The sequence below is a fragment of the Hyunsoonleella sp. 2307UL5-6 genome (genome assembly GCF_047345485.1).
In the GTDB taxonomy this organism is placed as follows: Bacteria; Bacteroidota; Bacteroidia; order Flavobacteriales; family Flavobacteriaceae; genus Jejuia.
In genome coordinates this window covers 1-14,953 of record NZ_JBLFEN010000011.1, presented here as the reverse complement: position 1 = coordinate 14,953, position 14,953 = coordinate 1, and the positions used below count along the sequence as shown (strand labels likewise).

The following is a 14,953-nucleotide window of genomic DNA, read 5'->3' as shown; positions in this document are numbered from 1 at the left end:
AATGTGTATAATTCATTGCTAGTTATAGCCTACTTACGAAAATTCCGCTGGAATTTTCTATCCGTGATTTGTTTGCTAACTTTAGTGCTTAAACACGCAACGAAATCATACACAAACACGTTGTGCATAATTTGAACAAAACGAAATGAAATTCACATTAATACTATTTTCAACATTTTTATTTCTATTCAATTCTTGTGAAAAAGAAGCTGATAAGACAAAAATTTCATCTGAAAAAGGAATAGAAAAGCTATTCGTTTCGGAAGATATTTTTAACCAAAAATGGGTTGATACTTTAATGCCAATTAGAAACGCCAATTTTTATGAATTCAAGAGTGAAAATAAAAACTTAAAAAAATACTCTTATCTTTTAGATTATAATTCTGACCAAAATCAGATTTATGGAAAAATGGAATCAAATACTTATATTTTCGAAAATATTGATTTGGAGTTAATTGACAAAATAATCGCCGAACACAATAAAACGAATCTGAATGGAATGGAATATTTGATAGAAGAAACAGATGAATTTAACTTACCTTTTAAGTCGTGTAAGACATTCGCTCTTCTCAACCCAAACAATAGAGATTTTAAAGGTTTTACAATTAATTATATTAAAGAAAATAAACTAATTCAATCAAAAATTTTATTCAATAAATTTTTCCCAATTGATTGGGATATTGCTGTGAATAAACTGAATGAATTATAAAAAACTATGCACAACACAGTATAAAAATAATTGCGGTTTTAGTGCTTAATCAAAGGTCGTTGCGTGTTTGTAACGTCTGATTTTCCTTCGGAAAATCCTCGCATACAAACCCGCAACTATTCTTATACATAAACGTTGTGTTTAATAAAAACAAGAACACTAGATGAAAGATAGAGACTTAACAGAAAATAACATTTTGACCAATTAATAATATGAAGAAAACATTTTTAATCTTTTTAGCAATCATAAGTCTTGGTTGCAGTAGTACTGATGACAATTCCAACACGGTAAACAATTCTGATATTTTAGGAAAATGGGTAATTACTCAACTTGACTTTGATGGCAATTACAGTTTTCCTGAATGTGCCGTAAACAATAATACTTATGAATTTATGGACAATGGAGATTTAATTTACAAATACATTACAGGAAGTAGTTGTAACCAAACAGGAACTAATAATTATGAATACAACGTTGAAGGTAGTGTAATGACTAAAATTGAACCAAACGGTGGATTTAACCCTGAAAACGATTATATAGAAAAATACAATATTAAAGAATTAACCCAAACTAAATTAGTACTTGAAGCTTATTACGTGGACGAAGGACTTGATAATGGTGGCGGAATAATAAATATACCGCAAGAAGATAGACGTGAAGAAATTTGGGAGAGAATAAATTAAAAAAATGGAGAGGGTCGAAAGTATGTAAAGATTTCTATTTAATGTTATGCTCAGGATTCCCTAAAAGGGATGCGAAAACTGTTCGAGTTGAACGGATAAACTCACCAACTCTTAAAGCATTATTTAGATTGAAATATGTACAAACCCCTCTCCTTGTTTAAAATACAATTAAAAGAAAACACATGACAGACATACAGATTTTAGAAAAAAGTGATTTAACAGCAAACTATAAAGTCTTAAAATCAAAATATAGAGTTTTAATATTATTCCCGATTACAGGACTAAACAAACAACTAATGGCTATCAATGTTTATGAAAACGAACTAAAAAGAACGGAATATAAATTAACGGAATCCGAAAACGGAAAACTTACGTTTGTAAACATTCTGACTTCTCAGGAAAATGCTTTTGATTTAAGCGAATTAAGTCTTGGTAAAATTCATTTTCGATACCAAAATGGTCTTTGTGAGACATTTGAAGTGACATCCCTAGAACCATCAAGTGATTTGCAACAGTATTTGGTTTAATTATTTCGCCTTTTTCAATGTTATTTATTACATCAATAGAACCTTTTAAAATTTCTTGCGGAGTAAAAAAAACATCGGACAATTTATTAGAAACTTTTCCCGACATAAAATAAAAACTAAACACAACAAAGGCTATAATTCATTGCTATTACTAGCGTACTTGGAAAAATTATTTACCTAAATTATGTTATTCGTTGACCTTTTTTTTTAGGTTTTAAACTACGCAACGAAATCATAGCCTAAAACGTTACCCACAAGCTGAAAACCCACCGCACATTTTAGCACTTTCGGTTTTTGCCGACACACAAATCCAACGCTGTAAAAACCAAAAGAGCTAAAATTTCCCAACGCTTGAAAATTATGTATTTAAGTATTTGCTTAAATAAGAAATTACCGTAACTTTGTGTTATGGAAAATAATTCTTGCATAAGACAACAAGCCGATATTGAACAAATAAATCGTTGCAAAGACATAGTTTCGGAATTAAACGAATCGTTCGACTATTTGGCAAATGGACTTTCATTAGTCGGAAATAGCGTTCGACTGAAAATTCTTTACCTACTCTTTGTGGAAAAAAGACTTTGCGTTTGTGATTTAAGCGATATTCTTGGAATGAACATTTCTGCTATTTCTCAACATTTGAGAAAAATGAAAGACCGAAACCTATTACAAACAGAAAGAGATGCTCAAACAATTTTTTATTCACTTACGGCTGAATATGAAAAAATGTTAAATCCTTTCTTTGAGATACTTGATGAAAATAAAATTTTAGAATCAATATGAAAAGTGAAAACAAATTAATTGGTGCAGGTTTATTAACCGCAATTACAGCTTCATTATGTTGTATTACACCTGTTTTGGCTCTAATCGCAGGAACAAGTGGAATTGCTTCAACATTTTCTTGGATAGAACCTTTCAGACCTTATTTAATCGGACTGACAATTTTAGTTCTTGGTTTTGCTTGGTATCAAAAACTTAAACCTCAAAAAGAAATCGACTGTAATTGTGAGATGGACGAAAAACCAAAATTTATTCAATCAAAAAAGTTTTTAGGAATTGTAACCGTATTTGCAATTGTGATGTTGGCTTTCCCATACTATTCAGGAATTTTTTACCCAAATACAGAAAAGCAAGTTATCGTAGTTGACAAATCGGACATTAAAACAACGGAATTTAAAATTAGCGGAATGACTTGTGCGAGTTGCGAAGAACACGTAAATCACGAAGTAAACAAACTTAAAGGAATTGTAAACTCAAAAGCGTCTTACGAAAATGGAAATGCAATCGTTGAATTTGACAAAACCAAAACTAATGAAACGGAAATTGAGAAAGCAATTAATTCAACAGGCTATAAAGTAACCGACAAAAAAGAAAATTAATGAAAACTATATTAAAATCTGAAATTACTTGTCCAAACTGCGGACATAAAAAAGTGGAAGATATGCCAACAAACGCTTGTCAATTTTTCTACGAATGCGAAAATTGTAAAAAGGTTTTAAAACCAAACGAGGGAGATTGTTGTGTTTATTGTTCATATGGTACAGTAGCTTGTCCACCAATTCAAGAAAATAAAAGTTGTTGTTAAAAAGCCAACGCTAAAAGCCATACACATTTGCAATTCGCTTCAGCCGACACACAAGCCAAAAATTGCAAAAGAGTATGTCTTTGCCAACGCTGAAAACCAAGCTGAACGGAATAAAGCCAGTGGGTAACAACGTATATAAAAAATAGCGGTTTAGGTGCTAAATCGAAATGAATTTTATAAATTTAAGGTCTGTGTTTAACTGAAAAGTTCGTGGGTAAAATCCGCTACTTTTCATATACAAGACCGTTAGCCACAAGCTGAACAAACAACATTACAATCAAGAAAATATGATGATAAAACTAAAGACCGTAACAGTAAATAAATATAAAAGTATCCAACAAACGCAAATAGTGGAAATCGAACCTGACATTACCACAGTTGTCGGAATGAACGAATCTGGTAAAACATCTTTCTTGACTGCAATAGCAAAAACCAACTATTTCAATTCTGACGAAGATTTTAATTTTGACATTACACAAGATTATCCTCGAAACGAATTAATTGATTTTCAGCACGAGGACGAGGATTGTGATATAATTAGTTGTACATATTCAATTTCAGATGAGCTTTTAAAAGAAATTGAGGATGAATTTGGAAAGAACGTTTTCAATGTCAAAGAATTCACATATACAGTACCTTACAAAAGTGATACAACTACTTTTACTGGTCTTAAAGCTGACACTAAAAAATATTTAGAATCAGAAGTTAATGATGGTTATGAATTAACTAAAGCAACAAAAGACGCTATAATTGCTTGTAAAGATTTAAAAGATGTAGCAGATATTGTAGGTACGGAAGAAGATGAAGATTTATCAGTACTTAAAACCAAAATTAAAAAACTTGTAGATGAAGGTTATAAGTTTAATAGTTCTCTTACAGGTTATATTGCAAAAGCTTGGATAAATCCTAAAATGCCTAAATTCTGGTATTTTGATGATTATTATCCACTAAAAGGTAAAATCAACATAAATGAGTTACATAACAATCCACCAACTGACGAAAAGGACAAAACATCAAAAGCTCTTTTTGAACTTGCACGAATAAATCCGAAAGAGATTTTAGATTCAACAGAGCAACAATATGAGAAATATATAGCATTATTAGAGGCTTCTTCCAATAAAATTACCAATGAGATTTTTAAGTATTGGACTACTAATCAAAATTTAGATATCGAGTTTAGAATTCAAGATGTAAAAAATAAACAGAATCAACCAGAGAAAGTCCTTGACATACGAGTAAAAAGTCAAAGGCATAAAATTACATTACCTCTTGATCGAAGAAGTAAAGGGTTTAATTGGTTCTTTTCATTTATAATTTGGTTTAGTAAAATCCAAGCAGACAAGAATTCAGACTATGTTTTGTTATTAGATGAACCTGGACTAAATCTTCACGCATCAGCACAAGCTGATTTGATGCGGTTTTTTGAAGATTTAGCTCAAAAGTATCAAATCATTTTTACAACTCATTCCCCATTTATGGTGGATACTGAACACTTAAATAGAGTAAGAACTTGTTTCGAAACTGACAATGGCACTATTATTTCCGATACTATTCAAGAAAAAGACCCAAATACATTATTTCCACTACAAGCTGCTTTAGGTTATGATATTGCTCAAAATCTGTTTATATCTAATAATAATCTATTGGTAGAAGGTCCAGCAGACTTAATTTATTTAACTCTTCTATCATCAATTTTAGAGGCAAATAAAAGGACAGGATTAAGTCAAGAATTTACAATTGTTCCTGTTGGTGGACTTGACAAAGTTTCAACATTTATCTCACTACTTCGTGGTTCAAAACTCAATGTTGTCTGTTTATTGGACACATTCACAGACCAAAAAGGGAAACAAAAAGTTGATGATTTAGTACGCTATAAAATTATTAGAGAAAAGAATCTGCATTTCTTTGACGAATTTGCAAATAATGGAAATCCAACTGCTGACATAGAGGATTTATTTACCAAAAAAGATTACTTAAAAATATTCAATACAGCGTTTAAAGATGAACATACTAAAGTAAATCTTAAAGATTTAGATAAAAATATAACAACTATTTTAAAACAGATTAATAAAGTTATTGGTGTAAAGAGGTTTAATCATTATCGTCCAGCAAGTAAATTGAACCAAATGGGAGTTGACATAACCTTCTTTGAGGAGGAAACCCTGAATAATTTCGAGAATATGTTTAAAGAAATTAACAAACATATTGGATAAAGCCAGTGGCTAACAACGTATATAGCTCATAGCTAATCAGTTGCTTTATCGAAGTTAAGGCATATTTGGAAAGTCGCCAAATTTTTAAATTTGACGATTTTCCAATAAAAAATAAATAGTAAAATTTAAAAATCTGGCTTGTGCTAAATCCGAAAATAATTTTATAATTTGCACGCTACGAGCCATATACAAGACCGTTGTGCCACATTTGAAACCGAACTCATTTTGAATATTAACGATAGAATTTTTAAAAAGTGCTATAATATTTATTATAAAAACTACCGAGTTAAAAGGTGTTTGAGTGGACAAGAAACTTGGACTAGGTTTGTTTTGGATAAAAAGTCTTTGGAGACAATAATCGACCATAATATGAATCTTGGCGCTAGGTTTAAACCTTATCCTTATAAATTTAGATTTTTGCATATTATTAAATGGAGATTTTTAATTTTAAAACATTCTGTTATTAATTTCGACAAACCACTAAAAAGATTTTTAACAGGCGGATTTGGTATTTTATTTCTAGCTGTACTAGGACTTTTTTCTGTAAATGAATTAAAAAGCTGTTCTAACAAAAAAAATGACGGAAATAAAACCCCAACAAACGACCAAACTCCATCGCTCCAAGAATTAAACAAATCAATCGAAAAAGATTCATCGGTAAATTATCAACTGGATTCATACCAAGATTCCATAAATAACGAACGGTCGAATCTAAATACCGATATATAAAATAAAAAACGTGGCACAACAATGTGTAAAAACCATTGCTTTTTTTGTTTACTTCTGAATATTCTTTTTCTTCCATTATTTCTGTATTTTTTGTTATATTTTTTCTAAATTCACGCAACGGATTCTTACACGAAAACGTTGTAAGTAATTTGACCAAAACAAGAAAAATAGAACTGAATTTAGGAAATCCGAAAAATAGATGGCTTCCGATTGAATTAAAATCTGAGGATTTTGAATTGGAATTTAATGCGTCAAATATTCCTGAAAACCCGACTGATAAACTATGTGAATCTATAATTTTAGCAGTAAACGGAATCGAAACGGAAATATGCTGGAATTTGGAACCTGAATGTTATTTCTTTGAACTAAAACAAAGCGGAAAAGAAATTGAGCTGAATATTTCAAAAAGTGGAGGAATAACAGAAAACCGAAATCTGATTTATAAACTAACTGGAGATTTTGAGTCTGTGATTTTACCAATGTATCGGAGTTTGAAAAAGTTCAATACGTTGGAATTTCACAAAGCTGATTGGAAAAAAATTGACCAAGAGAAACTTAAAAAACTGACAGAATTAGTAAAATCTAAAAAACTTCCAAAAGCTTTATAGGTTATGAAGTACAAGAATATTCCATCAGCAATTCACAATTTTGGTCATAGTTTTTTAAGCTATGACAATTATGTCGATTCTGATTTTGTAATTTATGAATTGAATAAAATAAGTGGAAAGAATTATGATATAAAAATTGATTGGAAAACTAAAGAATTCGAACCAAAGACAATGATTTCTGACCGAATTACTAAATCAATTGGTTATTGGTATGATAACATAAATGAGCATTTCAAATCACAAAACGTGGAATTTGACTCTCTAAAATCATTTGAACTAATTTGGGAAAATGGAAAAAGACCGAAAGTTATTGCGACTGACGATAGAGGAAAATTTTACGAAAAGGAAATAACAAATACATTATAAACTGAATAAAAAACTACTTACAACAACGTGTATAATTAATTGCTTGGTTCTAGCTTACTTACGAAAATTCCGCTGGAATTTTCTATCTGTGATTAGTTTGCTAACTTAGTTGCTTAACCACGCAACTAATCAAGAACTGTGTTAAAAAACAAGTAATTATTAATTTAAATTATTTAAAACACTTCTATAGTTTCTATCGTATTTCAACCCCGATTTAGCTAAGGCAAACGCCTGTTTTAAAAGCTTGTTACATACAGCTATTAATGCTACTTTTTTACTCTTCCCCTTTGCTACAATTCTATCGAAGATTTCCTTACATGCTTTATTATATTTTTTAGCTGAAAGACTGCACATAAATAACGTTTTCCTTAATCGCCTATTACCCATTTTACTTATCCTTGATCTCGACCTTATACTACTTCCTGACTGTCTTATCATAGGAGTTAAACCAGCAAAAGAGCAAAGCTCTGAAGCCTTATTAAAACGTTCAAACCCGCCTGTTAAAACAATCAGCAACATACTTGACCTCCTTCCTATTCCTGGAATACTTTCTACTCTAGTAAGCAAGTCTTGATTATCTTGTTTTACTAACTTCAATAATGAATCTTCTAACTTATCTATTTCATTTTTTAAGTATTTTAAACTTCTTTTCAATGACCGTATCACTTGCGAACATGGAGACCCCATAGACTCTTCTGTTTGCAACTTGTTTTTAAGTGCTGTGGTTTGTTTAGTATAGAGGTTGGTTAGACTTATTATTTGAGAACAAGCTATTTGAGTTGGACTCTGGCCTTTCCATAAACGTAGTTCATCACTAGTGTTTACTGCATATTCATAAATCATTTGGGAATCGCTTTTGTCTGTTTTAATTTTTGTTAATCGCATTTGGATAAAGCGTTTAATAGACAAGGGATTTTCAACACTTACTGCTATTGCTTTCTCATATAAATAATACGCTAAACGCAAATGATAAACACCTGTAGATTCCATAACACAATGAGAAGATTCATTAGTTAAACTCAACATTTTTTTAAAGCCTGATATATCATTCTTAAACTGATAATGCTTACCATCTGATCCCGTCACATCGAAGACATTCTTACTTATGTCTATTCCAAAATAATTTGTATTTTTAATCATATATATGAAGTTTATGAAAGAACTAATCTACTAGCTTTTCTGCATCTTAAAAACGAGATCTAAAGCCTCACAGAACTGTTCGAAATAATAGTAGGAAAGAGAGGGGATTGTCATGAAAAACGAGATCGTAGTCTCAATACACAAAATAACCTTAATCCTCTCTTTTTATTCTTTCTGATTTGATTCTTAATTTATAAATTTTATTTGATAAAGCTAACTTAAGATACACAAACCCGTTAGCAAACATTAAAAATGAACATTAAGTCAAGAAAAATAATTGGAGGAAATGGTAAAGTGCGAGAGCACATTATCAACGAATTCAATTTAAACGGACTTAAAGAAAAAACAGTCTTTTTTGAGGAAAGCGGAGAGATAAGATATACTGTCTTATTTGATTATGACCCAAATGGAAATTGTATTTCCGAGAAGCAATACGACTCTGAAAACAATTTTGTCGGTTCACTTGAATGGAAATTTGACAAATTAAATCGCCAAATTGAACAAATCGAAAGAACTGCGGAAAACGAAATTTGGGATTGGTATGAAAATCAATATTTGGACGACAAAACAGTCATTTATTTAGCAAAAGACAAAAACGGAATTGTACAACACAAAACTATTGAGGACAAAGATTCAGGAGTTCAGAAAAGATACGACTCTGATGGAAATTTTTACTCGAAAATCGTTTCCAAATATGACCAAAACAAACGAGTGATTAACCGAAAAACTTTTGACAACAACGGACAAGTTACTCAAGAAGATATTTACGAATACCTTGACAATACCGAGAAATGGACTTTAATCTTTGAAAACAAGATTGCCAAAGTAGAAGAAAGAACGAAAGACAATAATGGAAATGATATTTTTTATGTGAGAAAAGATGATAAAGGGAATTCAACCGAATATGTTAAATGGACTTATGATGATTTTGGAAATGCAATTAAGGTTGAGAACGGAATAGAACTTGGTAAACCGACCAATATATCGGAAATAAAAATTGAATATTTAAACAAAAATAACGTTTGCTAACAATGGCTATAAGTAATTGCTTGTTCTCGGCTACTTTTGAAAATCCTCGCGGATTTTCAGTTTAGTGTGTACTTGCAAAGTTTCGTGCTAAACCACGCAACTACTCATAGCCGAGACCGTTGTGCATAATGCAAAAAATCGTGCTAAAATTCAACATTTGAACTAAAAAAGCCAACCGCACAAACAGCACATTTATTTTTTTGCCAACGCGAAATACCAACGCTAAAAAAATAAAAGAGCTGTTTTTCGCCAACGCTCGAAAAAAATGATACATTAGGAAAATGCAAACCGAAGAAGAAATCCTAAAAATAAAGAAAGTCAAAAACACCGCAGTCAGAACTGTGGTTTTACGTCATCTTTTGAGCCAAGAAAAAGCACAATCGTTGAAAGATATTGAAAACGCATTGGCATATACTGACAGAAGTTCGATTTTCAGAACGCTGAAAACATTTGAGGAAAACAAAGTCATCCACAGCATTGAAGATGGTTCTGGAATGACCAAATATGCGGTTTGTGCCAAAGGCTGTAACTGCGACCCAAAGGATTTGCACTATCATTTTTATTGCACAAACTGCGATAAAACATTCTGCCTTTTTGATGTTCCTATTCCCAAAATTCAACTTCCCGAAAACTTCAAACTACAACAAGCAAATATGGTCGTAAAAGGTCTATGCGATAACTGTAACAAGTAATCTTTGCAATCGAGTTGCAGTAAAAGGAATTTACATTTGCACTATTCTTAAAAACAGAATTAGCAGATGACAAAAGCATTTTTAACTTCATTTTTCTTCGTTATATCATTTATTTCTTTCGCACAGAACAGCGACATTTCTATTTTCATTACAGATTCGGAAACCAACGAACCATTACTTGGAGCAACAGTTTATTTCGAGGAGCTTGAAAAAGGAGCGGTAACAAATTTTGACGGAATTGCCACATTTACAGAAATCCCGAACGGCAACCAAACCATAAAAATTTCATACGTAGGCTTCAAAACTATCGAAACCACAATTGAAATTGGCACAAAAAAAGTCTTTTCTTTCAAGCTCGAATCTGGAGGTAATGAACTTGACGAAGTTGTCATACAATCTTCAAGAAGTACACGAACTGTTAGAAAAATTCCAACTCGAATTGAATTTATTGGAGCGGAAGAATTAGGCGAAAAAGCAGTAATGAACCCGACAAATATTTCAATGGTACTTCGAGAAAGTACAGGAATACAGATGCAACAAACTTCGTTAAGTAGCGGAAATACCAACATTAGAATTCAAGGACTCGATGGACGATACACTCAACTTTTAAGAGACGGATTTCCTTTGTATGGCGGTTTTTCCAGCGGTTTGAGTATTTTACAAATTCCGCCATTGGACTTAAAACAATTTGAAATAATAAAAGGAAGTTCATCAACGATTTATGGTGGTGGAGCGATTGCAGGTTTGATAAATATGGTTTCCAAAACACCAGACGAAGAACCTGCTTTGGATATTATGTTGACACAAACCCAAGCTCTGGGAAGTACAGCAAATGTATTTTACAGCAAACGGAATGAAAAATTTGGTGTTTCACTTTATGGTTCAGGTCATTATCAAAAAGCGTATGACCCAGAAGATGATGACTTTAGTAACTTGCCAAAAACAACTTCGATTTCATTCAACCCAAAGTTCTTTTATTATCCATCGGAAAAAACAACATTTTGGTTTGGCTTAAACGGAACGTATGACGACAGAATTGGTGGCGACATCACAAAAATTGAAAGTGGCGAAAATGGCGTCCATCAATATACCGAAGAAAACGTATCGAAAAGATTGAGCAGTCAAGCGGTTTACGAAACTCAAATAGATTCCGTCAGTTCATTAACTATCAAAAATAGTATCTCGTTCTTCGACAGAGAACTGACCATTCCCGATTTTACATTTGACGGTAAACAAACCAATACATTCACGGAAATAAACTATCAAAAGTCAGCCAATAAAACAGATTGGATTTTTGGTGCAAACCTATATACTTCCGATTTTGATGAAAATGATAATGCAACTTTGCAACGTGACCAAACAGACATAACTTATGGAGCATTTGTAAATAATATTTATGACATTTCGGATAATTGGATTTTGGAAACAGGATTGCGAGCAGATTACAATACTGATTTTGGCTTCTTTCCGCTTCCCAGAGTTTCATTGCTATACAAAAATGATAGCGGATTTTCGAGCAGAATTGGTGGTGGTTTAGGCTACAAAATTCCAGATATTTTTACAGAAGAGGCAGAATTTATCAATTTCGAAAATGTACTTGGTATTGATAAATCTTCACTAAATGCGGAACGTTCTTATGGAGTAAATCTTGATTTCAACTATCAAACACGTTTATTTGAAACCGTTGGTTTTTCTATTAATCAACTGTTTTATGTAACTGCGATTAATGATGCATTACTGTTAAATTCAACTGATAATGGATTTTTCCAATTTGAGAATGCAACAGATGAAATTTTGAGCAAAGGTGCTGAAACAAACATCAAGTTTACCTATAAAGATTTTAGGTGGTTCCTAAATTATGCACTCATTGACACAAGGTTGAACTATTTAGCTGGCAATCCTCAAAAACCTTTGACAGCAAAACATAACGCAGGAAGTGTTTTGATGTACGAATCTGAAAAATGGCGAATCGGTTATGAAACGTTTTACACAGGAAAGCAATTTTTGTCTAATGGAACAGAAACAACCGACTTCATAACAATGGGTTTTGTGGCAATGCGAAATTTTAAATGGGGAACAACTTTTGTGAATTTTGAAAACTTTACCGATAGAAGACAAAGCAGGTTCTCGCCTTTGGTTTTGCCACCACACGACAATCCAGAATTTCCCGAAATTTATGCACCAACAGACGGTTTTATATTTAGCGTTGGAGTAATAATCAAACCTTTTGGAAACGAAGATGACGACTAAAATGAACAAAACGATATTTAAAATCAATCAAATGGATTGTCCTTCCGAGGAAAATCTTATACGAATGAAATTGGACGGAATTCAAGAAATCAAAAATCTTGATTTTGACATTCCAAACCGAAATCTGACCGTTTTTCACAACGGACAGGCAGACCAAATCGAAAATTCGATAATCGAATTAAAATTAGGCGGAAAGAAAATTTCGACCGAAGAAACCAACGAAAAAGATTTTGAAGAAAACACCAACCAAAAAAAGCTACTTTGGATTGTATTGGCAATAAATTTTGTCTTCTTCATTATCGAAATGACAACAGGACTCATCTCAAAATCAATGGGATTGGTTGCCGACAGTTTAGATATGCTTGCGGACAGTTTCGTGTACGGGATTAGCTTGTTTGCGGTTGGCGGAACGTTGATTAAGAAAAAACGGATTGCAAAAATTGCAGGCTATTTTCAGATAACACTTGCGATTATTGGATTTGTGGAAGTATTGAGAAGATTTTTTGGAGCCGAGAAACTTCCCGATTTTTCAACGATGATTATCGTTTCGATTTTAGCACTTATCGCAAACGGAATTTGTCTTTACATTTTGCAAAAGTCAAAGAGCAAAGAAGAGGCGCATATGAAAGCGAGTATGATTTTTACTTCCAATGACGTGATTATCAATTTGGGAGTAATAATTGCAGGAATTTTAGTGAATTGGCTAAATTCCAACAAACCTGATTTAATTGTTGGAACAATCGTTTTTATAGTGGTAATACAAGGTGCATTTCGGATTTTGAAATTAAGTAAGTAATCGGAATTGCCAACGCTTAAAGCCATACACATTTACAGTCGCTCAAGCCATCGCACCACCAAAACTGTAAAAGAGTATGTCTTGCCAACGCTCACATTTGAACTAAATAGCAAACATCGGAAAACCAAGCTGAACGTGAAAAGCACTATGCACAACAACTTATATAGCTCATAGCTAATTAGTTACATAACCGAAGTTAAGGTGTATTTGCGAGGTCGCCAAATTTTTAAATTTGATTATATTTGAGAAAAAGTAAATATAAAAATTTAAAAATTTAGCTTGTGCTCAACTGAAAGAAAACAGCTATTTTGCACGCTACGAGCCATATACAAGACCGTTGTGTGTCATTTGACAACCGCAACGAAAAGTACGTTAACTAATTGAAAAGTACAGTTCACGCATTGTGAATTTTGAATTTGGAAATAGTCAGTTAGATTTGAGAAAAAATAATGAACAAACAATTAATTTACATAATACTTCTTTTCACTTTTCAAACTTTAATTGGACAAAACAAAGTATCCTATCTTGAAAAATCTGAAGAACCAATTGACTTCTGTGGAAAATTAAAGAAAGTCAAACCTCTTGAGGGAACTTTTGCGAAAATTTGGCACAATGGAGGAATTTATAGCACACTAAATGGAAGTGATAATATTAAATGGCCTAATTCAGAAATTAAAAAAATAGCAGGAAAAGAATATTGGAAAGACTTTGAACCACAAATTGGAGATATTGGGGAAATAATTTTCGTTACAAAATCAAAATACAAAGAGATAATTTACATCCTAAAAATCAAAGATTATTATGTTCCAATCAAGTGTTCATATTTGGTAAACACGGAAAGTTTAGATGTTAAAGAAGCTGAACAAAAAAGATGGGATGAAATAACTGATTATGGAAAAGGAAATTGCAATTTCAAAAAATTTGGAATTAATGAAACTTGGAATCGAGCTGGAATAGCGGAAATTGATAAAATGTCGGAATTATTTGCTTGTGAACTGAAAACCAAAGGAATTGACACTTTGATGTTGGTCAAAAGGATTTCAGACAATGGTTCTTCACCTTACGAAAAGGAATACGTTTTATGGAAAGAAAATGGACAAGGATATTTAAAGATTTTTGAGAATAACGAAAAACATAAACCGACTCAAACCGAATCGGAAAAATTTGAATGGGATGACTTAATTAACTTCTATGAAGAAAACAATGTTTCATCCGAGACAAAAAAACCAGAATCAATAATTAGTCATTTTACCAACTTAATAGTGCAATTTTACAATGGTTCTGACTTTTACTCTTTTGGAATGCAATTGGTTTGTAAAGAAGAAGATGAAAAATTAACGAATGTTCAATTCATTAGACGAATTGACAATAAACTGAAATAAAAAAACGCCACACAACACCGGTAATCGTTGCGCAAAGCTCTAAAAAACGTAAATCTCAACTCAAAAGCGCCTTTTTAAGGGGCTTTTGAGTTGAGAGACAGTCAATTCTTAGTAAAAATTAATAGTTGTAAAAAGTCTCATTTTAAGTCTCATTATAACTTTTGTGTTTAAAACAAAGTGACGTACTGTTCTTGCATCACTTTTTACTGTTTTTCTTATAAACTTTAAGTACTTTTTAAGGTTA

The 14,953-nt window shown here is 32.0% G+C and carries 16 protein-coding genes; 15 read left to right on the top strand and 1 reads right to left on the bottom strand.

Going from position 1 to position 14,953, the window contains the following annotated elements:
• Positions 1-145: 145 nt before the first annotated feature.
• From ACKGJY_RS15120 to ACKGJY_RS15075, 10 genes are all read left to right on the top strand, one after another.
• Positions 146-709 (top strand): hypothetical protein, encoded by a 564-nt coding sequence (locus ACKGJY_RS15120; RefSeq protein ID WP_413974741.1) that lies wholly within the window; start codon positions 146-148, stop codon positions 707-709.
• Between the two features lie 212 nt (positions 710-921).
• Positions 922-1,392 (top strand): lipocalin family protein, encoded by a 471-nt coding sequence (locus tag ACKGJY_RS15115; protein WP_413974740.1) that lies wholly within the window; start codon positions 922-924, stop codon positions 1,390-1,392.
• 182 nt (positions 1,393-1,574) lie between these two features.
• Entirely contained in the window at positions 1,575-1,919 is a 345-nt protein-coding gene (locus ACKGJY_RS15110; protein ID WP_413974739.1) for a hypothetical protein, read from the top strand.
• A gap of 408 nt (positions 1,920-2,327) precedes the next feature.
• Entirely contained in the window at positions 2,328-2,702 is a 375-nt protein-coding gene (locus ACKGJY_RS15105) for an ArsR/SmtB family transcription factor (RefSeq protein ID WP_413974738.1), read from the top strand.
• Entirely contained in the window at positions 2,699-3,298 is a 600-nt protein-coding gene (gene merTP, locus ACKGJY_RS15100) for a mercuric transport protein MerTP (protein WP_413974737.1), read from the top strand. Before ACKGJY_RS15105 ends, merTP begins: the two co-directional genes overlap by 4 nt.
• Positions 3,298-3,504 carry a GDCCVxC domain-containing (seleno)protein gene (locus tag ACKGJY_RS15095; RefSeq protein WP_413974736.1) on the top strand — a complete coding sequence of 69 codons (207 nt, stop codon included), beginning with the start codon at positions 3,298-3,300 and terminating at the stop codon, positions 3,502-3,504. The genes merTP and ACKGJY_RS15095 overlap by 1 nt, the downstream gene beginning before the upstream one ends.
• 287 nt (positions 3,505-3,791) lie before the next feature.
• Positions 3,792-5,717 (top strand): AAA family ATPase, encoded by a 1,926-nt coding sequence (locus ACKGJY_RS15090; RefSeq protein WP_413974735.1) that lies wholly within the window; start codon positions 3,792-3,794, stop codon positions 5,715-5,717.
• A gap of 297 nt (positions 5,718-6,014) precedes the next feature.
• Positions 6,015-6,446, top strand: a complete 432-nt coding sequence (locus ACKGJY_RS15085) for a hypothetical protein (protein WP_413974734.1) — start codon at positions 6,015-6,017, stop codon at positions 6,444-6,446.
• Positions 6,447-6,490: 44 nt separating this feature from the next.
• Complete coding sequence (locus tag ACKGJY_RS15080) at positions 6,491-7,054, top strand: hypothetical protein (protein ID WP_413974733.1); 564 nt, start codon at positions 6,491-6,493, stop codon at positions 7,052-7,054.
• 3 nt (positions 7,055-7,057) lie between these two features.
• Positions 7,058-7,420, top strand: a complete 363-nt coding sequence (locus tag ACKGJY_RS15075; RefSeq protein WP_413974732.1) for a hypothetical protein — start codon at positions 7,058-7,060, stop codon at positions 7,418-7,420.
• Between the two features lie 159 nt (positions 7,421-7,579).
• On the opposite strand, the gene ACKGJY_RS15070 is transcribed toward ACKGJY_RS15075, so the two are convergent.
• Positions 7,580-8,560, bottom strand: coding sequence for an IS110 family transposase (locus ACKGJY_RS15070; protein WP_413974731.1), 981 nt, complete (start codon positions 8,558-8,560; stop codon positions 7,580-7,582).
• 252 nt (positions 8,561-8,812) lie between these two features.
• On the opposite strand from ACKGJY_RS15070, the gene ACKGJY_RS15065 reads away from it, so the two are divergent.
• From ACKGJY_RS15065 to ACKGJY_RS15045, 5 genes are all read left to right on the top strand, one after another.
• Positions 8,813-9,589: a hypothetical protein gene (locus ACKGJY_RS15065; RefSeq protein WP_413974730.1), complete on the top strand. Its 777-nt coding sequence runs from the start codon at positions 8,813-8,815 to the stop codon at positions 9,587-9,589.
• Between the two features lie 281 nt (positions 9,590-9,870).
• Positions 9,871-10,281, top strand: coding sequence for a Fur family transcriptional regulator (locus tag ACKGJY_RS15060; RefSeq protein WP_034647249.1), 411 nt, complete (start codon positions 9,871-9,873; stop codon positions 10,279-10,281).
• Between the two features lie 66 nt (positions 10,282-10,347).
• Positions 10,348-12,531: a TonB-dependent receptor gene (locus ACKGJY_RS15055; RefSeq protein ID WP_413974729.1), complete on the top strand. Its 2,184-nt coding sequence runs from the start codon at positions 10,348-10,350 to the stop codon at positions 12,529-12,531.
• 1 nt (position 12,532) lies between these two features.
• Positions 12,533-13,327: a cation transporter gene (locus ACKGJY_RS15050; RefSeq protein ID WP_192463696.1), complete on the top strand. Its 795-nt coding sequence runs from the start codon at positions 12,533-12,535 to the stop codon at positions 13,325-13,327.
• A 449-nt stretch (positions 13,328-13,776) separates the two neighbouring features.
• A complete protein-coding gene (locus tag ACKGJY_RS15045) occupies positions 13,777-14,709 on the top strand; it encodes a hypothetical protein (protein ID WP_413974728.1) in 933 nt (310 codons plus the stop codon).
• The last annotated feature ends 244 nt before the right edge of the window (positions 14,710-14,953 follow it).